Below are 19,218 nucleotides of genomic sequence, written 5' to 3'. Positions count from 1 at the left end.
CTCCTGAAGCTTGTCGGCATCCCCAATCCGGAAGGGCGTCTCGATGCCTATCCGCACCAGTTTTCGGGCGGTATGCGCCAGCGGGTGATGATCGCGATGGCAGTTGCCTGCAATCCGAAACTTTTGATCGCCGATGAGCCGACGACGGCACTTGATGTGACCATCCAGGCCCAGGTGCTCGACCTGATGGCGAAGGTGCGCAAGACGCTGAACACGGCCGTGCTGCTGATCTCGCACGATCTCGGTGTCATCGCCGAGGTCTGCGACCGTGTCATCGTCATGTATGCCGGCCACGTGGTCGAGGATGCGGATGTCCGCTCGATCTTCAGTAATCCGAGCCATCCCTATACGCGCGGCCTGCTGCAATCGATCCCAAGGCTCGATGATGATCAGAAGCGGCTCTACCAGATCCCGGGTTCCGTGCCGACCGCCGGCACGGTCAAGCAGGGCTGTCCCTTCTACACCCGTTGCAGCGACCGGACCGACAGGTGCGCGGCCGAAATGCCGCCCATGTTCACCGTTTCAGAACGTCATAAGGCGGCCTGCTGGGTGGCCGCCGGAGCAACAGCATGACAGAGATGAGCAGCGTCGACGACTTGTTGACAGTCCGCAACCTCGGCAAGACCTTTTCCGATGCAGGCGGCCTGTCCTTTACGAGTTCCTCGGGGGGCGTTCGCGCCGTGGACGGCGCATCCTTTTCCGTCAAGCCGGGCGAGACATTGGCGCTCGTCGGTGAATCCGGCTGTGGCAAGTCCACGCTCGGGCGCCTTCTGCTGCGGCTGATCCAGCCGACTGATGGTGAAGTGCTCTTCGGAGGACGCGATATCACCGCTCTCAGCGCGGCCGAAATGCGCATGATGCGCGCCAAGATGCAGATGGTCTTTCAGGACCCCTACGGCTCGCTCAGCCCGCGCCGTTCGATCGCCCAGATCATTTCCGAGCCTCTCGAAGTCTTCGGACTGGTGAAATCGTCACGCGAGCGGCGCGACCGCGTGGCGGAACTGCTGACGCAGGTGGGTCTGTCGCCGAGCTTCATGGACCGCTATCCGCGCCAGTTCTCCGGCGGCCAGCGCCAGCGCATCGGCATTGCCCGAGCCATATCGGTCAATCCGCAATTCATCGTCGCTGACGAGCCGGTTTCCGCGCTCGATGTCTCCGTGCAGGCACAGATCGTCAATCTGCTGCAGGATCTGCAGGCGGAGCGGAAGTTTTCCTATCTCTTCATTGCCCACGATCTTGCTGTCGTCCGGCATATCGCAGACCGTGTGGCGGTGATGTATCTCGGCAGGATCGTCGAGATCGGACCGAAAAAGTCCGTCTATTCCATGCCGCAGCATCCCTATACGCAGGCGCTGCTGTCGGCAGCACCCGAGCCCGATCCCGATCGCAAGGCAAACCGTATCGTACTGCAGGGCGACGTTCCAAGCCCCTCCCGCGTCCCGCCGGGCTGCAGCTTCCATACGCGCTGTCCGATCGCAAAAGACATCTGCAAGGTCGATCGGCCGGTGCTGCGCGAAGTCTCGCCGAACCAGTTCTCAGCCTGCCATTTTGCCGCGCCCAATCCGCTGTCGCAGGCCGGCTGAAGCTATCGGCCTTCAGTGCACCAGGCCGGCCGGTACATCTTCGATCGCTCCCTCGACGGGCAGGTTTATGCCGCTCTCGGTGAGATCCTGCAACAGCGCGCCAAGCGCGAGATCGAGGCAATAGACGGAGAACTCGGCATTGAGTTCCCGGGCGTTCTGACGGGCGTAGGAAACGAGCCGCGCGAGCGAGGCGATGTCGCGCAGTCGCTGATCCTTCTCGACGGTGCCGAGTTCGATGATGTCTTCCGTTGCCATTCTCACTGAGCTCCCCAGACGTGTTGGAAGGAGTTCTAGCGGATGCGGTCGAGGAAAGCGCGTGACACGGGCGTGACACCAGTTTGGATGGCGTATCGGGAGGCCGCAACTCAGTTGAGCCAGGCCGACAGAGCTAGAAGCCTGCCTTTCGTAGAGCCTCGCGATACTGTTCCTTCTGCCACGCCTCTTTGAAGGGCACGAGCGTCAGCCATCTATCGAGGTCGAAATCGGGATTGGTTTCGCGTGCCCTGCGCATGTAGAGGCGGGCCTTTTTCACGTCGCCGAGCATCGCCCAGCAGGCGGCTGCAAGCCGGTCGGCCGGCGTGCGATTATCCATTCTGCTGATCGCATCCAGCGCTTCCCTATAGCGGAAGAGGGCAAAGTTCGCGCCGGCCTCGGTCCAGAGATAATCGGCGGGGCTCAGCGGATTGAGCGCGATCGCCCGCTCGATCTTGGCGAGCCCATCGGCCGGGCGCGAGGCATGCACCAGTGTATCGGCAAAGCTTGCGATGCCGTCGGCGTAATGCGGGCTCAGTTCTTCCGCGATCTTCAGCGCCACCACGCTTTCATCGAGTTCGTTCAGATAGAGTTTGGCGACGCCGAGCTGGCGGAAGCCGGAGGCCAGCGACGGATCGGCGACGATCGCCCGGTTTGCATAGTCTTCCGAAAGGCGGATCAACTCTCCATCGCCGCGAGCCGTCAGCAGCCATTCCATCAGGAAGGTGTGCGCAAGGCCGGCGAGCGCCGGTGAGAAATGCGCGCTGTGTTGGACGGCGTCGCGGAACGCCTTCCGGGCGCGCCGGATGTCCGGCAGGGAAAGCCGCTTCATGTCCCGGAAGCCTCGGAGATAGCTGTGATAGGCGGCCGGATTGTTTTCGAAAGCTGCGCGCACGGTCTCGTTCTGGCGGATCCGGCCCGAAAGCTCCTTGGCGATGCGCCGCGCGATTTCCCGCCGATCGGTGATCAGGTCATATCTTTCGAGGCTGAAGCGCTCGGCCCAAATGACCTCGTCATTGGTGGTATAGACGAGCTGGACGAACAGCGACGGCGATGCGCCACCCGCTGTCAACCGCGTGTCGAGCACGTAGGAGATCGAATGGCGCAGGATCGTGCCCACCGGTCGGCATGGCGTGCGATCTGTGCGGCGGTATGGGGTGCGACGACCGAGACGCTATTCAGGGCGCAAAGGCCGATGGTCACGTCCTCGATCAGCGCCTCTGAAAGTATCGGCGTGAGACCGGCCTCACCGGGTTCGACCGGCGGCAACAGGGCGAGGCGGGGCAAAGGCGCAGCTTTCAGAATGATACCGCTTTCCATCGCCGGCGCGGCGGCCAAGGCTGGCGTCCTGCTGGCATCGAAAATCTTGCGCACTTCCTTCAGGGCCTGCAGATCGAGGCCGATATCCAGCGAGTGCTGGAGATCGCGGCTGCGGCTCTCGAAAAGCTGCCTGGCGTTTTCCAGATGCCCTTCGGCCTCATAGGCTTGCAGCAGGATATGGCGGATGTTTTCGTCATCGGGGGCATCGCGGAAGATCCTGAGCGCAGCCTCCTTGATGAGGCCGATATCGGCCCGCGAGTGCGCTTCCGGCAGCGCTCGCTTCAGCGCGTCGACGAGGATTGCCATATGCCGGTTGCGCTCGCTGGATACCCATTCTCGTATGCTGACGCTTTGATCTGCGAGTTCGGCGAGGAAATCCGGTTGCAACAGGGATACGAGCCTTCGCAGCACATCGAGCGGATCGGCCGAGGACAGGGTCTCAAGTTCAGAGCGGTCAGCGACGAAGGCCTCCCGCCTGATCCGTACACCCGTCGCAGTAAAGACCAGCAGCTCCACGCCGAGTTCTGCCTGCCGCGCCTGGACACGCGAGATCATCTTGCGCAGATTCGCTATGATATCGGGATTGCCAGCGCTGTCCCACAGGAAGCGGGCAAGTGTGCCGCGCGAACATTCGCTGTCAGGTCTGTCGAGCAGATAGCAAAGCGTCAACAAACCCTTTTCGGGGAAGGATACAGGCTCTCCCGCCGCGTTCAGCAGCCGCAATGTACCGAATGACTCGAGCCTGAGGGACATAGGACGGTATCGTCCGCGTTTACTCTGTGCGAGATTCCGGCTCGTCCATTCTCAGCGCATTCAGCGGAATGTCGCTGCTGTCGGCCTGCGCCATCGCCTTGACGAGCGAGATGATCGTCTCGCGAATGCGCCGGTCCTCGATCTTCACGAAGGCCCTGTTAAGGACGAGACCTTCCTTCGACCGCAGAAATTCTGTGACCGGATCGGCAGGGGCAGACAAATTGAGGCCGGCAAGGCTCGGCGCTTCCGAATCGTCCTGCTCGAAAAAGAAGGCTGGCGAGGTGCGTAGCACTTCGGCGATCTTCTGCAGGCGGCTTGCGCCGATGCGGTTGATGCCCTTTTCATATTTCTGCACTTGCTGGAAGGTAACGCCGATCTGTTCGGCAAGCCGCTCCTGGCTCATGCCGAGAAGCTGTCTGCGCCTGCGCATACGCATGCCGACATAGGTATCAATCGCGTTCGGTGTCTTGACGTTCATGGCCTACCTTCTGTCTCTTTCGCATTTCAGTCCATTGACTTGTAGACGGCATCGCGCCGCTTTTCTACGATTTGTTTTTGATATCATAGGAAGGCTGATCTTGACCGGCACTGCTTTCTCCGACCCTTCGATGATCGGGCTGTCTTGTTGTCTATTCCGGTTTTGCCACGCGCATCCTGGAATGCGATGGTCGGGCGTTCTTTTGGAGATCAATTTTCATCTAAATTGGTAGAAAATTGGTATTCCATTCCGCGCTCGGATCACGCGAAACCGCTATCACCTCTCCTGAACAACTCGAATGTCAAATGAGGGAACGCAATGCTTTCGAAATCCTTCGCCGGCCTCTTTGCCGGCGCGATCCTCGCCGCCTTCGTGGGCGCACCGGCACAGGCCGATGCCGTAAAGATCGGCAGCAAGAATTTCACCGAACAGTTCGTCGTCGCCGAGATCTACGCGCAGGCGCTTGAAAAGGCCGGCGTCGAAGTCGAGCGCCACCTCAACCTCGGTGCCACGCTTGTTGCCCATACGGCGCTGACGAACGGCGATATCGATCTCTACCCGGAATATACCGGCACGGCGCTTGCCGCCGTCGTCAAGGGTGACCTGTCGGGCTCTGCCGACAAGATCTATTCCGACGTCAAGGATTATTACGAGAAGAACCTCAAGCTGACGCTTCTGCAGCCGACGCAGATCAACAACGGCTATGCGATCATCACGCTTCCGGAAACCGCCGAGAAGTACAAGCTGAAGACGCTGAGCGACCTCGGTCCGGTCTCCAAGAACTTGACCTTTGGCGCTGAGGGCGGTTTTGGCGAGCGCAAGGATGGCTTGCCGGGGCTGAAGCAGACCTACGGTATCGAGTTTAAGGAATTCAAGATCTTCGCCAAACTCGGCATCCGCTATAGTGCGCTGACGAGCAAGGATCTCGACGTTTCCTACGGCTTTGCGACCGACTGGCAGATCTCCGACAACAAGCTGGTCGTGCTCGACGACGACAAGCATCTCTTCCCGCCCTATTACCTCGTGCCGGTCGTGCGCCAGGATGCACTCGCCAAGAACCCGAAAATCACTGAGGTTCTGAACAAGATCAGCCCGCTCCTCAACAACGAGACCATGCGCGAGCTGAACGCCAAGGTCGATCGCGATAAGGAAGAGCCGGCAGACGTCGCCGCGGAATTCCTGAAGGCCAAGGGCATCTGATCGAGAGCGACGCGCAAGTTTCGCTTTCCCTGAAGAAAAAATGCGGCGAAGCTTGCAGCTTCGCCGCTTTGTCGTGATCGTGCAGACAGGATTTCTCGCGTTTGAACTGGGCACCCAAGCATATTCCGGAAATCGCGCTTGCCGTCTGGCAGCATCTGGTGCTGTCGATTTCGTCCGTGCTCATCGGCCTTGCGATCGCGCTCGTGCTCGGCATCGTCTGCGCCCGCCGGCCGAGGCTCTATGCCTTCGCGCTGACGGTGACGAACATCATCTTCGTCATTCCGAGTCTGGCGCTCTTTGCGCTGCTGATCCCCTTCGTCGGCCTCGGTATGAAGCCGGCGTTGATCGGGCTTTCCTCCTATTGCTTGCTGATCCTGCTGCGCAACGTCGTTACCGGTATCCGCGGCGTTCCGGCCGATGTGCTCGACGCTGCCGACGGCATGGGCTACGGCCCGTGGCAGCGGCTCTTCCGCATCGAACTGCCGCTCGCCCTGCCGCTGATCGTCTCCGGCGCCCGCATCGCGCTCGTCACCGTCATCGGTATTGCGACGGTCGCTGCCTTTATCGATGGCGGAGGGCTCGGCACGATCATCCTGATCGGCATCGATCAGGAATATGCCGAGAAGATCCTGGTCGGCGGCATTCTGACGGCACTGCTGGCCATCATCTTCGATTTCATTCTCACCCGGGCCGAGCAGGCCCTGGTGCGCTGGCAGTGAGGGCGCGGCGATGCTGAGCACTGCCTTCTTTTGGATCGTCGATCACCAGGACGAATTCTTCCGGGCCCTCGGCCGCCATCTCCTGATGTCCGGCGTGTCACTGGCGATCGCACTCGTCATTGCGCTGCCATTGGCGATCCTGATCGTCAATCACGGCCGCTTCGCCTTCGGTGTCATCAACATCGTCAATGGCCTCAGGACCATTCCGAGCCTTGCGATCCTGGCAATCATGCTGCCGCTTCTCGGCATCGGCATCCTGCCGTCGATCGTGGCACTGACGGTGCTTGCCCTGCCGCCGATCTTGCTCAATGCCTATGTCGGGTTGCGCGATGTCGATGCCGATGCGGTGGAGGCGGCGATCGGCATGGGCATGAGCAGAAGCCAGGTTCTACGCAAGATCCGCATTCCGCTGGCAGCCCCCGCCATGTTTGCCGGCGCCCGCACGGCGGCCGTCCAGGTACTGGCCGGAGCGACGCTTGCGCCCTTCATCGGCGGCGGCGGGCTCGGCGATTTCATCGCCACGGGCATCGGCATGATGGATATGTCGCGGCTCATCGTCGGCGCCGTGCCAATCGCGATCCTGGCGCTTGCCACCGAATTCATCCTCGGCCGCGCCGAGAAGCATCTGTTTGCAGAAAGAACCGCCGCATGATCCGCATGGAGAACGTCACAAAGCGCTATGGCGAAAGTGCCGCGCCTTCGGTGGATAATCTGACGCTTGATGTGCCAGAGGGCTCGACGGTCGCGCTGATTGGCCCGTCGGGCTGCGGCAAGACGACGACGATGCGCATGATCAACCGGCTGATAGAGCCGACTGAGGGGCGCATCTTCGTCAATGGCGAGGACGTGACAAAAGCCGATCCGGTCAAGCTTCGCYGCCATATCGGTTACGTCATCCAGAATGTCGGCCTCTTTCCGCACATGACGATCGCCGAGAACATCGCTGCCGTCCCGAACCTGCTCGGCTGGGACCAGCCGCGGATCGCAAAGCGCACCGAGGAATTGCTTGATCTCGTCGGTCTCGATCCGAAGGAAATGTTGAAGCGCTATCCGCGCCAGCTTTCCGGCGGCCAGCGCCAGCGTATCGGCGTGGCGCGCGCTCTTGCTGCCGATCCCTCGGTGCTGCTGATGGACGAACCCTTCGGCGCGATCGACCCGATCGCCAGAACGCGCCTCCAGGACGAGTTCAGGCAGATCCTCAAACGGGTGCGCAAAACCGTGGTGCTGGTCACTCACGATCTCGACGAGGCGATCCGCCTCGGAGACCGCATTGCCATCATGCGTGCCGGCCGGATCGTGCAATATGATGCGCCGGATGCGATCCTCTCCCATCCCGCCGACGATTTCGTCGCGAATTTCGTAGGCATCGATCGTGCGATCAAGCGGCTCAGCCTGTTTTCGGTTGCCGATGCGATGCGGCCCGGTGCTCCCTCCTCACCTTCTGCCAGTGTCACTGCAAGCGTCAATCTGCGCGACGCGCTGTCGCTGATGGTCGCCGCCAATAGCGATGTGCTTGCCGTCGTCGATGGCGGTGGCATTGTTACCGGGCAGCTGACACGCGACGCGATTTTCTCGATCTGAGTGCAGGAGTTTCTGATGTATCTCGGTTTTTCCCTCACACCTTTCGGCCATCACCCCGCCGCCTGGCGTGAGGCCGCGGCACCTGAACATCTCGGTTTCGATGCGCTGCTGTCTCAGGTTGCAAAGGCGGAAGAGGCGGGTTTCGATTTCGTCCTGCTTTCCGACCGGCTCGGCGCTCGGCCGCTCGATGATCTCTCGCCCATTGCTGCGCCCTTCGAGCCGACGACACTGGTCGCAGCTCTTGCGACGAAGGCGCGCCGGATCGGCTTCCTGGCGGCTGCCGCAACCAGTCAGCACGAGCCCTACAATCTCGCCCGGCGCTTTGCATCGCTGGATCAGATCAGTGGCGGCCGAACGGGTTGGGTCGCTCTTCCCGCATCCGGCGAATTCGAACGCGACCAGGAATATCTCGGTCTCGTCAACGCGCTCTGGGACAGTTGGGAAGACGACGCTTTCATCTACGACAAGGCTGAGGGACGTTTCTTTGAACCGGACAAAATGCACGTGCTCAACCACAGGGGCGAACATTTCACGGTGCGTGGGCCGCTCAACGTCAATCGCTCGCCGCAGGGCAAGCCGGTTATCGCCCAGCTTCTGAGCGGAGAAAGCAAAGCATTGGCTGCGCGCCACGCTGAAATCGTTCTTCTTCAGGACCCGACGCCGGAAAGTGCCAACGAAACCGCCGCCGACTTCGTCCGCAGGCTCGAAGCGGCCGGCCGTCGACGACAGGATGTTCGGATACTGGCTAATGTCGTGCCGATCGTCGCGGAAGCTCCCGATGCGGCGCAGGCGGCAAGCAATGCGCTCCGATTTGGCGAGGCGGATCGGGCGAGCCAGCCGCTGTCTGCCGCACGTCTGGTCGGCACGCCGGCCGATATCGCCGGATCCCTGCAGCAATGGCTCGGGCTTGGTCAGATCGACGGTTTCACGATCTTGCCGCCGACGATTGCGATCGGACATCTGTTCTTCACGGAGGTGGTTCTGGAATTGCGCCGCCTCGGGCTGATCAAGGCGGCGGCTGGCGTGACGTTGCGCAATCGTCTTGGTCTTGCCCATCCGGCTCATCCAGCCGCACCATTGGAGCATGCGTCATGAGCGATGATCGCAAGATGAGACTGGGTGCGTTCCTGATGGCGGGGGGCCATCACATTGCGGCCTGGCGTCATCCTGACGCCCATGCCCCGGCCGGCGTCGATATCGACCATTTCATCGAGCTTGCCCGTATCGCCGAGCGCGGCAAATTTGACATGCTCTTCGTCGAGGATGCCGCCGCCATCCGCGAGCGCAATCCTGAGATGGCGAGCCAGGCGGCGCGTTCGACGGCTTTCGAGCCGTTGAGCCTGCTTGCTGCCCTTGCCGTCAGCACCACGCATATCGGCCTCGTGGCAACCGCCTCGACAACCTATAACGAACCCTACGGCCTTGCCCGCACCTTCGCCTCGCTCGATCAGTTGAGTGGCGGAAGGGCAGGATGGAACCTCGTCACGTCGGCAAGCGAGCTTGAGGCCGAGAATTTCGCAAGCAGCGGCCTTCGCCCGCATTCCGAGCGCTACGAACGGGCCGAGGAATTTGCCGATGCAGCACTCGCCCTCTGGGACGGCGTGGAGGAGGGGGCCCATCTGCCTGAAGGCGGGGCTCAATTTGCCGATCGCACCAGGCTCCATCCGGTGCATCATCGCGGCAAGCATTTTACAGTCGAGGGTCTGCTCGAAAGCCCGCGCTCAGCCCAGGGCCGGCCGATCATGGTGCAGGCCGGTGCCTCCGACGTCGGCAAGGAGCTCGCCGCCCGCACGGCAGACGTCGTCTTTGCTGCCTCCCAGACGCTTGCCGAAGCCCAGGCCTACTATGCCGATGTGAAGTCGCGCCTTGCCAAATACGGGCGCAAGCCCGACGACATCAAGATCATGCCCGGCATATCGCCGATCGTCGGCGCCACCGAAGCCGAGGCGAAGGCGAAATACCGGGCGCTGCAGGAACTCATCCCCGACGCCGTCGGGGTGGCCCTGCTTGCAAGCTATCTCAGCATTCAGGACCTTTCGGCCTATCCGGTCGACGGGCCGCTGCCGGACATGCCGCAGACCAACCTCATCCAGAGCCGTCAGCAGCTGATCATCGATCTCGGCAGGCGCGAGAACCTGTCGATCCGCGAACTTGCCCGGCATTTCGCCGGCGCACGCGGCCACTGGCAGGTTGCCGGCACGCCGGCGCAGATCGCCGATGCGATGGAAGAACGCTTCAGCGAAGCTGCTGCCGACGGCTTTAACGTCATGGCGCCGCTCTTTCCATCGGGGCTCGAGGATTTCGTCACCCATGTCGTGCCGGAACTGCGTCGCCGCGGCCTCTTCCGGCAAGATTATGAGGGCCGTACGCTTCGCCAGAACCTTGGTCTTGGCACACCCGCCATACGATAAAACGAGATGACAATGGACCCGATCTATATCGACTATCTGAATGCCTTCGACATCGAGGCGCTCGACCTGACCAACGATGAAATCCTTGCGGCGATCGAAACCTCGCTAGCCGCCCAGGGCAGGGGTCAGACGGTGATCGAGCCGCGCGTCCATCTCGAGCCGGATGCGAGCTTTCACGGCCATTTCAACGTGTTGCGCGGTTATGTGGCGCCGCTTGGCCTGGCCGGTGTGAAGGTCGTCGGCGACTATGTCGACAACTACAAGCTCGGCTATCCCTCCGAATTCGGCGTGCTCAACCTCTTCGATCCACGCACCGGCGTGCCGAAGGCGATCCTTGATGCAACCGTTATCACCGACATGCGCACCGGCGCCGTCACCGCGCTCGGCGCTCGGCATCTCGCCCGCAAGGGCTCGAAGGTGCTCGGCCATATCGGCGCGCGCGGCACCGCGTATTGGAACGTCCGCCTGCTCGATCATCTCTTTGATTTCGACGAGATCCGCGTGCATTCGCGCCGACCGGAAAGCCGCGACGCCTTTGGCGCCAAGCTGGAGGCCGACCTCGGCAAGAAGATCACCGTGGTCGACAACTGGCGCGATTGCGTGGAGGGGGCCGATATCGTTGTCGAGGCATCACGCCTATCGCAACCCGAGCCGCTTCTGAAGACGGAGTGGATCAAGAAGGGCGCCTTCGTCGTGCCCTACGGCACGATGAGTGCCGTCGAACTGTCGTTGACCGACATCATGGCCAAACTCGTCGTCGACGATTGGGGTCAGTGCAAGACCGGCAAATTCGGCTCGCTGCGCGCCCATGTCGAGACCGGCAGGCTTTCCGAGGAGACGCTGCATGCCGAACTCGGACAGGTCGTCGCCGGCCTGAAGCCCGGCCGCGAGAGCGAGGACGAGACCATCCTGCTCTGGCACCGCGGCCTGTCACTCAGCGACATCGCGCTTGGCCACGCGCTGCTTTCCAAGGCGCGCTCGGCTGGTATCGGCCAGAGGCTGCGCTTCGCATGACGGAAATCCTGCTGACCGGCTTCGGCATCACCATCGCCGACATCGTAGCGATCGCCCGTGGCGATGCCACCGTCGAGGCTTCCAATGCGGTCCGTGAGCGGCTGATTTCTGCGCGACGCATCCTGGAAGGTGCCGCAGCGGCTGGCCAGCAGATCTATGGCATGAACACCGGGCTCGGCGCCAATCTGAAGACAGCGGTGACTGGCGATTTCGAGGCCTTTCAACTGCAACTGATCCGTGGCCGTGGCATGGCGGTCGGTGACGCGCTGCCCCGCGACGCGACGCGCGCGGTCATCGCCGCCAGGCTCTCTATGCTGGCCGTTGGCGGATCCGGCATTTCGCTGCCTGTCTTCGAGGCGCTGCTTGCCATGCTGAATGCCGGCGTTCATCCGGTGATGCCGTCAATCGGCTCAATCGGTGCGGGTGACCTCGTGCTGCTGTCTGCCATGGCCCGCGCCCTGGTCGGCGAAGGAAAAGCTGAATATCGCGGCATCGTCTATCCGGCGAATGAAGCTCTTGAGCTTGCAGGCCTTGCACCGGCGAGCCTGCAGCCAAAGGACGGGATTTCGCTTCTCAATGCATCGGCCGTCTCCGCCGGTCGGAGCGCCCTCGTATTACACGACGCCAAACGACTGCTCGATGCCCAGCGCCGGGCGGCTGCCTTGAGCTTCGAAGGCCTTGCCGGCAATCCGCTCATCCTGTCGCCGGCCATTCAACGCGCCCGGCCAGCAGTGGGCCAGGCAGAGGAAGCCAGCCGGCTGCTGCAGATGCTTGAGGGCTCGACACTTTTCGACGCAAGCGCGGCTATCCAGGATCCGCTCAGCCTGCGCTGTCTTGCGCCCATCCATGGGGCGCTTGCCGATGCGCTGTCGAAGGCGATCGAAGCCGTCGAGATCGAGCTGAATGCCGCGGCCGACAATCCCGTTGTTCTCCTGGAAGAGCAACAGGTACTGTCATCAGGTAACTTCCAGACGCCAGCGCTTTCTCTTGCCTTCGAGACATTGGGGCTCGCGGTCGCTCAGGCAGCTGCGGCATCCGCCGCACGTTTCATCCAGCTGACGGGCTCGGGTCGCAACGGCCTGCCGCGCTATCTCTCCCCCCTCGGCGGTCCATCGGCAGGTTTCGTGCCGATGCAGAAGACAGTAGCGGCGCTGATGGCCGATATCAGGCACAAGGCCAATCCTGTCATGCTCGACTTCCTTGCCGTGTCGGAAGGTGTCGAGGATCATGCAACGCAATCGTCCCTTGCCGTGCGCAAGCTCGACGAGATGCTGGAGTTGTGGCGCCTGATCACCGCCTGCGAAATGCTGGCGGCTGCCCAGGCTGTCGACCAGCGTCCCGGACACCGCTGCGGCGCGGAGACGAAAAGGACTCATGCCTTTGTTCGAGGCCTCGCGCCGGTCATGACGGAGGATCGTTCGCTCGGCGAAGACGTGGCTGTCCTTGCCTCGCGCCTGTTCGACGAACAGTACGGCGAGTGAAGAGCATGCATCTTGCCAGTCTTGCAATGTATGTCACGCCGCAACCGCTTGCGGAGGCCACCGTCGAACTCTGGTCGTTCCTTCGGCACTATCTTGCGCAGGCCGGGCTTTCGGATCTGCCAGAGAGCCTCGACACCACGATCCCTTATGACGAGGCCTGGCTACGTGAGGACCTGCTCTTTTCTCAGACCTGCGGCTATCCCTATGTAAAGCGATTGCGTGGCAAGGTACGCGTCGTTGCCACGCCTGTCTACGCCCATCCTGGCTGCAACGGTCCCGTGATGCGCAGCTTCATTGTCGTGCGCCGCGCTTCCACCTTCGCTTCGCTGCCAGACTTGCGCGGCGCGACAGCCGCCATCAATAGTCCTGACAGCAATTCCGGGGCAAATCTGCTTCGGGCGGCGGTCGCCCCGCTTGCCCGCAATGGCCGCTTCTTCGGTAGCACAATCGAGACGGGCAGCCATGGCGGCAGCATCGATGCGGTGTCGAGCAGGCAGGCGGATTGCGCAGCAATCGACTGCATCACCTTTGCCAACCTCCTGCGCTTTGCGCCAGATCGTGCGGAAGGCATCCGCATCCTTGCAGAGACACCTGCAACGCCGGGTCTGCCCTTCATTACCGGAGGAAAGGTTTCGGATGCGGATGTGGCATTGATGCGCGAGGCACTTCTCGCAGCGATCACCGCACCATCGCTTTCCGGTGCGCGCGATATTCTCGGTCTCGTCGATATCGCGATGCTTACGGATGCCGACTACGAACCGGTTCTGTCGCTTGCCCGAGGCGCGCTTGATACAGGTTACAGCGACTGGATGGATTGACGCCTCCAAGGACGCCAACTCGTAAGACCGATTTTCCGCCCATCACGGCTGAACGTTCAAGTGACAAGAAAAGCATCACCAAATTTGTGATATTGTGATTTATACTTGTTCCAAGTTTGTGATTATGCGATCCTTTCTGGCACCGAAGCCAACGATTTCGACGTGTCTCACGTGTGAGGGGAAAGTGTTCAATGGCGCGCATCACGCTCAGGCAGTTGCTGGATCACGCGGCGGAGGAGGGGTACGGCGTTCCCGCCTTCAATATCAATAACATGGAACAGGCGCTCGCCATCTTGGAAGCCGCGGATGCGGCCCGCGCGCCCGTCATCATGCAGGCATCGCGTGGCGCGCGCGCCTATGCCCATGACATCATGCTCAAGCACATGATGGACGCGGTCGTCGAAATCTACCCGCATATCCCGGTTTGCGTGCATCTCGACCATGGCAACGATCCGGCGAGCTGCATGACGGCCATCCAGGCGGGCTTTACCTCCGTGATGATGGATGGCTCGCTGAAAGCGGATGCGAAGACGCCCGCCGACTGGGACTACAATGTCGGCGTGACCAAAAGGGTGACCGAGATGGCGCATCTCGGCGGCATTTCCGTTGAAGGCGAGCTCGGTGTGCTTGGCTCTCTGGAGACGGGCATGGGAGAGGCCGAAGACGGGCACGGCGCCGAAGGCAAACTGTCTCACGATCAGCTGCTGACGAACCCGGATGAGGCGGCGAAATTCGTGCGCGAAACACGGGTCGATGCACTGGCGATCGCCATGGGCACCTCGCACGGCGCATACAAATTCACGCGCAAGCCAGATGGTTCGGTGCTGGCGATGAATGTCATCGAAGAGATCCACCGTAAGCTCCCAAACACGCATCTCGTCATGCACGGCTCGTCGTCAGTTCCAATCGAGCTGCAGGAGATCATCAACAAATATGGCGGCCGGATGGAACCCACATGGGGCGTGCCCATCGAGGAAATTCAGCGCGGCATCAAGAATGGCGTTCGCAAGGTCAATATCGACACCGACGGCCGGATGGCCATGACCGGGCAGATCCGCCGGATATTGCAGGAAGATCCGAGCGAATTCGATCCCCGCAAATATCTGAAGCCAGCAATGGCCGCGCTCACCAAGCTTTGCAAGGAGCGCTTCGAGCAGTTCGGCACCGCCGGCATGGCGGAGCGGATTACGCCCCTTCCTGTTTCGGCGATGGCAAAGCGCTATGCGTCCGGTGCGCTCGATCCGGTCTTTTCCTAAAGCGTGCCGCGCATGTCGCTATCGCAAACCGCTGCACAGTTTTGCGCGACATGCTTTAGATCTCATCGGCTGACGGGGCGGGCGCTTTTTTCCGGTTCGATGTCTGGTGTGCCGGCTGCCAGCGTCTGGCCGTGAAACGCCTTGAGCAGGGAGACGACATCGTTGATCTCATGTTCGACACGCGGAACATCCCAGCCGAGCGCTTTCGCGGCGATGCCTGCAATATCGACTAAACCTTCGTAGGTCAGTTGGCCCTCGATCGCGATCGTCGTACGCCGCAAAACGATATCGGCGAGATGGATCACAAGCTCATTGCGCGCGATCCAGTCTATTTCCCGAAAGCTGTAATGTGCGGCTCCCGACAGGCGCCGTTCGTCGGAATGATCGGAGGGGAAAGTTGCCACCGCCTCGGCCGTCGTTCCGTAGCGGTTCAGAAGCTGTTCTGCGCGCGCGGCCGTAAGGCCTGCAGTCTTCGCGATCCTGTCAACGAAGACCCGTCTTGCCTGCGCGTCTGCCGGAAATGCCTTTCCGCCGCCGATCGCAAGGTAGCGGGTCGACTGCTTGCGCGAACGCTCCAGCCGGGAAAGAACACTATCGGCAACCTCCTCGGCAAAACCACGAAACGTCGTCCATTTGCCGCCGACCAGCGACATGATGGCAAAAGGCCGCTTGCCATCCGCTTCGATGACCGGCGCTGAATGGTCGCGGCTGATCAGGCCGGGCGCTGTTCCATCGGAGGCGGGAAGCGGCCGGATGCCGCTATAGGTGTAGACGATCTGGTCGCGATCGAAGCGCAATGTCGGCAGCAGTGATCTGAGGCTCTGCAGGAAGTAATCGATTTCGGGTTCCTCGCAGCGTACTGTGTCGGGATCCCGGCTCGGGATATCCGTCGAGCCGACGAGCGCAAGCCCGAGATAGCCGTAGACCAGGCAGATGCGGCCGTCATCGGCTTCGAAATAGATCATGTGGCCGTTGAGGCTGCGCACCAGTTCGGGATGATCGATCAGGATATGCGAACCCTTCGTGCCGCCGATCAGGTGCGAGGGCGCGCCGAGCGCTTCGTTGACATGATCGATCCACGGGCCTGCCGCGTTCACGACGAGCCTCGGACGCACCGAGAATTCGCCGCCATCCTCCCGTCGGAAGTTCAGACGGCCTTCCGCGCAGGCGGTCAGTGTGACGAAATTTGCCGCGGTGCAATGCGGGTTCGCCTCCAGCCCATCCTTGACGAGTTCATAGACGAGGCGTTCCGGCCGGCTGATTTTTGCGTCGTAGTAGATGCCCCCGGCGACAATCGCCGGAGTCACATGCGGCATTTCCCGCCTGGCCTTCTTTTTCAGGATCAGCCGGTGGCGCGGCATCACGCGGTCGCGTGAACCGAAGAAGTCGTAAAGGGAAAGACCGATCTTGATGAGAACGGCGCCGCGACTGCGGGGCGCAGTCTTTGAGCCGAACAATGTCTGCAGTGCCGCCCAGATGCCGCGTGTCCAGGAAAAGATCGGAATGAATGTCGGCAGCGCTTCGACGCAATGCGGTGCGTTTTTCAAGAGCAGATTACGCTCCAGAGTAGACTGGGCAACCAGGCCGAATTCTCCGGTTTCCAGATATTTCAATCCACCATGAATGAGGCGAGACGGTGCAGCACTTGTCCCGGAACCAAAGTCCGATTTGTCGACGATCATGCAGCTGACGCTCTGAGCCGCGAGGTCGCGAAACAGTCCAGCGCCATTGATGCCTGCTCCAAGGATCACGACGTCGACATCGTGCTCGCGGATATCCGGGCTGCGCCCAAGCGTGTCAGGGGTCATGGTGCTGTTGTCCTAAACTGCGGCCTCTGCCGCGCTGTCCTGCGCAAGGCCGGCGATCTTCGGCCAAAGCGGTGTCATTGTTTCTGCAATTTCGAGGAAGAGTCGGTAGCGCTTTTCGTAGTCGGCGCTGCGGGCAGCGTCCGGCTTGCAGGTCTTGCCCTGCTTGTCCTTTGTCGGAGCGCTTTGTGGGTCCGGGTAAAGACCGGCGCCTGCGCCAGCGCAAATGGCAGCCCCCCAAGCCGCTGCCTCGTCGGTGCCGGTTACCGTCACCGGCATTGCAAGCACATCGGCAAACAGCTGCGCGACTGCGGGATTGCGTGACACGCCGCCGGCAAGGCGCGCTTCCTTGACGGCAAAGCCGTCACGCAGGGCATCGACATGGATGCGATGGTTGAACGCGATGCCTTCCATGACGGCCCTCAGCATGTCGCCGCGGTCATGCCAGCCGCCGAGCCCGAAGAAGCTTGCGCTTGCCGATGCGCCGTAAGGAGAGCCGAAGAGATAGGGGTGGAAAAGCACCGATGACGGCCGGTCAAAAGCCGCCTCAATCTCCGATGCCAGCAAAGCGTGAATGGACATGCCCTTGGTTTCGCAGTCCGTCCATTCTCGACCACATAGTTTTTCGATGAACCATTCGTAGTTCGCGCTCGATGCAGGCGAAATCGACATGCTGTTCCAGACGCCTGGCGCAATACCATTGCGGCAGAACCAGCGTCGATCGACGCGCGGTTCGAAAGACAGCGTCTCATTGATCGAATAGGTTCCGGCAATGACGGCGACGATGCCGTCGGCATAACCACCCGCGCCGAGCGCCGAAGCGGTCACGTCATGCAATCCGGCAGCCACGGGCGTGCCCTCAAGGAGGCCCGTCAACCGTGCTGCATCGGCCGTTATTCGTCCAACGATCTCGTCCGAGCGCGAGGCCGGCGGCAGTGCTCTGGCAAGCGCCTGCAAGCCGAACAGGCGCAGTGCGTCCTCACTATAGTCTTGTGTCCTGACATCGGTGAAGGAGGTGCTTGCTTCGGTGCGATCGGTGCCGACGGTGCCGGTCAGGCAAAATCGCAGCCAGTCCTTGCAGCTCATGATGTGGCCGATACGCTTAAACCGTTCCGGCTCATGATCCCGAATCCAGGCCAGCAGCGCCGACGGGGCGGAGACATGCGGCACCTGACCTGTGAGCGCGATCGCCTCGTCGGCGACCTTGTTGGCAGTCCATTGATCGACGATATCACCCGCCCGGCTGTCCAAGGATACGATGCCGTTGCCAAGCGGCTCCTGCGCCTGATCCAGTACATAAATGCCATCGCCATGCGCCGTTGCCGCCACGGCCTGGATATCGCTTGCCGGACGGCCGCTGAGGATGACCGCCTCGCGGATCGCCTCAGCCGTCGCGGTCCACAACTCGCGCATGTCCCGTTCCACGAAACGCGGCCGCGGGATGAGCTGGCTAACGCGCCGCCGGGCGACGGCGATCGGCGTGCCGTCGATATCGAAAATGACGGCTTTCGTGACGGTCAGGCCGCTATCAATCCCGAGAAGGCTCGGCATGCACATTCACCTTTCTATCGCGACCGGGCGGTCCGGTCACATGCGCCCGTTGCCCGTCCTGGCAATCACGACATTGATATCCCTGGAGCGCATCCGGTCGATGTGAACGGGGAGGGTCTTGTCGTCGACGATGACGACGTCGAATTCATCGAGCGCCGCGAAGCTGTGAAGCGCGCGCCGTTCGAATTTGGTGTGGTCGGCAAGCAGGATGCGTTTGACAGAACAGTCGAACATGGCGCGCTTGGTATCGACGGTCTCGGGCGATTGATGCAGCACGATGCCGTCGTTAATGGCCGACATGGAAATAAATGCGATATCCGCCCGCAAGCCCCTGATCTCGTTGATCGTCATGCGTCCCATGAAGGCATTGCACCAGTTGTAATACTGGCCGCCGAGCGCGAGCAGGGTGACGTCGTGCATGCCGGTCAACGCGTTCATCAGCGTCAGCGAATTGGTGATGGCGGTGATCGGCACCTTCGAGGAGAGATGCGATGCCATCTGCAGGACAGTCGTGGAATCGTCGAAAAAGATAGCCTGTCCCGGTTCGACGAACTGCATGGCAGCCTCGGCGATCACTTTCTTTTCCGCCGACTGCCGGCTCGAGCGATAGACATCGCTGGATTCGATAAGGTTGGTGGCAGCCGCCGTGACGATGCCGCGTGTCTTCCGGAAGATCCCGCGGCTCACGAGCTCATCCACATCGCGATGCGCCGTCATCAGGCTGATGCCAAAACGATCGGTCAGATCCTCGATCCGCATCGAACCCTCGCTCATGACGGCCTCCGCGATCATACGCCGGCGCGCGACCTGGCGTGTCTGACGGCTGTCGCTGGTCAGCTGATCCAACAGCTCATCGCCCTGATTGGTCTTCTGTGTCACGGGTCACCCTTGTCGCTGAATTCCATATCCCAGCTTCGTATAGTGATTGCCATGCCAAGGCAAAGAAGGCGAAAGCGGCTTGATGCGGTCGAAAAGGTCAAGGAGGGCGCCCGGTCG

The 19,218-nt window shown here is 61.5% G+C and carries 19 protein-coding genes; 12 read left to right on the top strand and 7 right to left on the bottom strand.

All coding sequences use genetic code 11. The annotated features are described in order from the left end of the window. Together AC1DTN_RS13630 and AC1DTN_RS13625 are read left to right on the top strand one after the other, a co-directional pair. A partial coding sequence (locus AC1DTN_RS13630) for an ABC transporter ATP-binding protein (protein WP_477921394.1) occupies positions 1-573 on the top strand: 573 nt, incomplete at its 5' end. After that, complete coding sequence (locus tag AC1DTN_RS13625; RefSeq protein WP_162747926.1) at positions 570-1,583, top strand: dipeptide ABC transporter ATP-binding protein; 1,014 nt, start codon at positions 570-572, stop codon at positions 1,581-1,583. The genes AC1DTN_RS13630 and AC1DTN_RS13625, both read left to right, overlap by 4 nt. Before the next feature lie 12 nt (positions 1,584-1,595). Here the strand turns inward: AC1DTN_RS13625 and AC1DTN_RS13620 are convergent, their stop codons facing one another. The 4 genes from AC1DTN_RS13620 to AC1DTN_RS13605 form a co-directional block, all read right to left on the bottom strand. After that, entirely contained in the window at positions 1,596-1,838 is a 243-nt protein-coding gene (locus tag AC1DTN_RS13620; protein WP_439017482.1) for a hypothetical protein, read from the bottom strand. Between the two features lie 133 nt (positions 1,839-1,971). Next, positions 1,972-2,955 carry a hypothetical protein gene (locus AC1DTN_RS13615; RefSeq protein WP_477921391.1) on the bottom strand — a complete coding sequence of 328 codons (984 nt, stop codon included), beginning with the start codon at positions 2,953-2,955 and terminating at the stop codon, positions 1,972-1,974. Beyond that, complete coding sequence (locus AC1DTN_RS13610; protein ID WP_477921389.1) at positions 2,904-3,908, bottom strand: AfsR/SARP family transcriptional regulator; 1,005 nt, start codon at positions 3,906-3,908, stop codon at positions 2,904-2,906. The genes AC1DTN_RS13615 and AC1DTN_RS13610 overlap by 52 nt, the downstream gene beginning before the upstream one ends. Positions 3,909-3,927: 19 nt before the next feature. Beyond that, the gene (locus tag AC1DTN_RS13605) at positions 3,928-4,386 is read right to left on the bottom strand and encodes a helix-turn-helix domain-containing protein (RefSeq protein WP_113320701.1); all 459 of its coding nucleotides are present in this window, start codon (positions 4,384-4,386) and stop codon (positions 3,928-3,930) included. Positions 4,387-4,704: 318 nt separating this feature from the next. Here AC1DTN_RS13605 and AC1DTN_RS13600 point away from each other — a divergent pair, with 318 nt between their 5' ends. The 10 genes from AC1DTN_RS13600 (at position 4,705) to fba (ending at position 14,866) form a co-directional block, all read left to right on the top strand. Continuing rightward, positions 4,705-5,586, top strand: coding sequence for a glycine betaine ABC transporter substrate-binding protein (locus AC1DTN_RS13600; protein ID WP_310382324.1), 882 nt, complete (start codon positions 4,705-4,707; stop codon positions 5,584-5,586). A gap of 101 nt (positions 5,587-5,687) precedes the next feature. After that, positions 5,688-6,305 (top strand): ABC transporter permease, encoded by a 618-nt coding sequence (locus tag AC1DTN_RS13595; RefSeq protein WP_113183801.1) that lies wholly within the window; start codon positions 5,688-5,690, stop codon positions 6,303-6,305. A 10-nt stretch (positions 6,306-6,315) separates the two neighbouring features. After that, positions 6,316-6,957: an ABC transporter permease gene (locus AC1DTN_RS13590; RefSeq protein ID WP_113183802.1), complete on the top strand. Its 642-nt coding sequence runs from the start codon at positions 6,316-6,318 to the stop codon at positions 6,955-6,957. After that, positions 6,954-7,886 carry an ABC transporter ATP-binding protein gene (locus AC1DTN_RS13585; protein ID WP_477921387.1) on the top strand — a complete coding sequence of 311 codons (933 nt, stop codon included), beginning with the start codon at positions 6,954-6,956 and terminating at the stop codon, positions 7,884-7,886. Before AC1DTN_RS13590 ends, AC1DTN_RS13585 begins: the two co-directional genes overlap by 4 nt. A 15-nt stretch (positions 7,887-7,901) precedes the next feature. After that, positions 7,902-8,981, top strand: a complete 1,080-nt coding sequence (locus AC1DTN_RS13580; RefSeq protein WP_477921385.1) for an LLM class flavin-dependent oxidoreductase — start codon at positions 7,902-7,904, stop codon at positions 8,979-8,981. Beyond that, positions 8,978-10,297 (top strand): LLM class flavin-dependent oxidoreductase, encoded by a 1,320-nt coding sequence (locus AC1DTN_RS13575; protein WP_477921383.1) that lies wholly within the window; start codon positions 8,978-8,980, stop codon positions 10,295-10,297. The genes AC1DTN_RS13580 and AC1DTN_RS13575 overlap by 4 nt, the downstream gene beginning before the upstream one ends. A 12-nt stretch (positions 10,298-10,309) precedes the next feature. Next, complete coding sequence (locus AC1DTN_RS13570; protein ID WP_439017488.1) at positions 10,310-11,311, top strand: ornithine cyclodeaminase family protein; 1,002 nt, start codon at positions 10,310-10,312, stop codon at positions 11,309-11,311. Further along, positions 11,308-12,792, top strand: coding sequence for an HAL/PAL/TAL family ammonia-lyase (locus AC1DTN_RS13565; protein WP_477921381.1), 1,485 nt, complete (start codon positions 11,308-11,310; stop codon positions 12,790-12,792). Before AC1DTN_RS13570 ends, AC1DTN_RS13565 begins: the two co-directional genes overlap by 4 nt. Before the next feature lie 5 nt (positions 12,793-12,797). Further along, on the top strand, positions 12,798-13,610 hold the full coding sequence (locus AC1DTN_RS13560; RefSeq protein WP_310382330.1) for a phosphate/phosphite/phosphonate ABC transporter substrate-binding protein: 813 nt from the start codon (positions 12,798-12,800) through the stop codon (positions 13,608-13,610). A 191-nt stretch (positions 13,611-13,801) separates the two neighbouring features. Beyond that, positions 13,802-14,866, top strand: a complete 1,065-nt coding sequence (fba, locus tag AC1DTN_RS13555) for a class II fructose-bisphosphate aldolase (RefSeq protein WP_477921379.1) — start codon at positions 13,802-13,804, stop codon at positions 14,864-14,866. 62 nt (positions 14,867-14,928) lie between these two features. Here fba and AC1DTN_RS13550 read toward each other — a convergent pair whose 3' ends face one another. The 3 genes from AC1DTN_RS13550 to AC1DTN_RS13540 are packed head-to-tail and all read right to left on the bottom strand — an operon-like array spanning position 14,929 to position 19,101. Further along, positions 14,929-16,674 (bottom strand): glycerol-3-phosphate dehydrogenase/oxidase, encoded by a 1,746-nt coding sequence (locus tag AC1DTN_RS13550; RefSeq protein WP_477921377.1) that lies wholly within the window; start codon positions 16,672-16,674, stop codon positions 14,929-14,931. Between the two features lie 12 nt (positions 16,675-16,686). Beyond that, positions 16,687-18,222: an FGGY-family carbohydrate kinase gene (locus AC1DTN_RS13545; protein WP_439017493.1), complete on the bottom strand. Its 1,536-nt coding sequence runs from the start codon at positions 18,220-18,222 to the stop codon at positions 16,687-16,689. 36 nt (positions 18,223-18,258) lie between these two features. Further along, complete coding sequence (locus tag AC1DTN_RS13540; protein WP_439017494.1) at positions 18,259-19,101, bottom strand: DeoR/GlpR family DNA-binding transcription regulator; 843 nt, start codon at positions 19,099-19,101, stop codon at positions 18,259-18,261. Between the last annotated feature and the right edge of the window lie 117 nt (positions 19,102-19,218).

The sequence above is a fragment of the Rhizobium sp. 01T444 genome (assembly GCF_056398305.1).
Note: the sequence above shows the minus strand (reverse complement) of the source record. Positions and strands in the feature narration are given on the sequence as shown.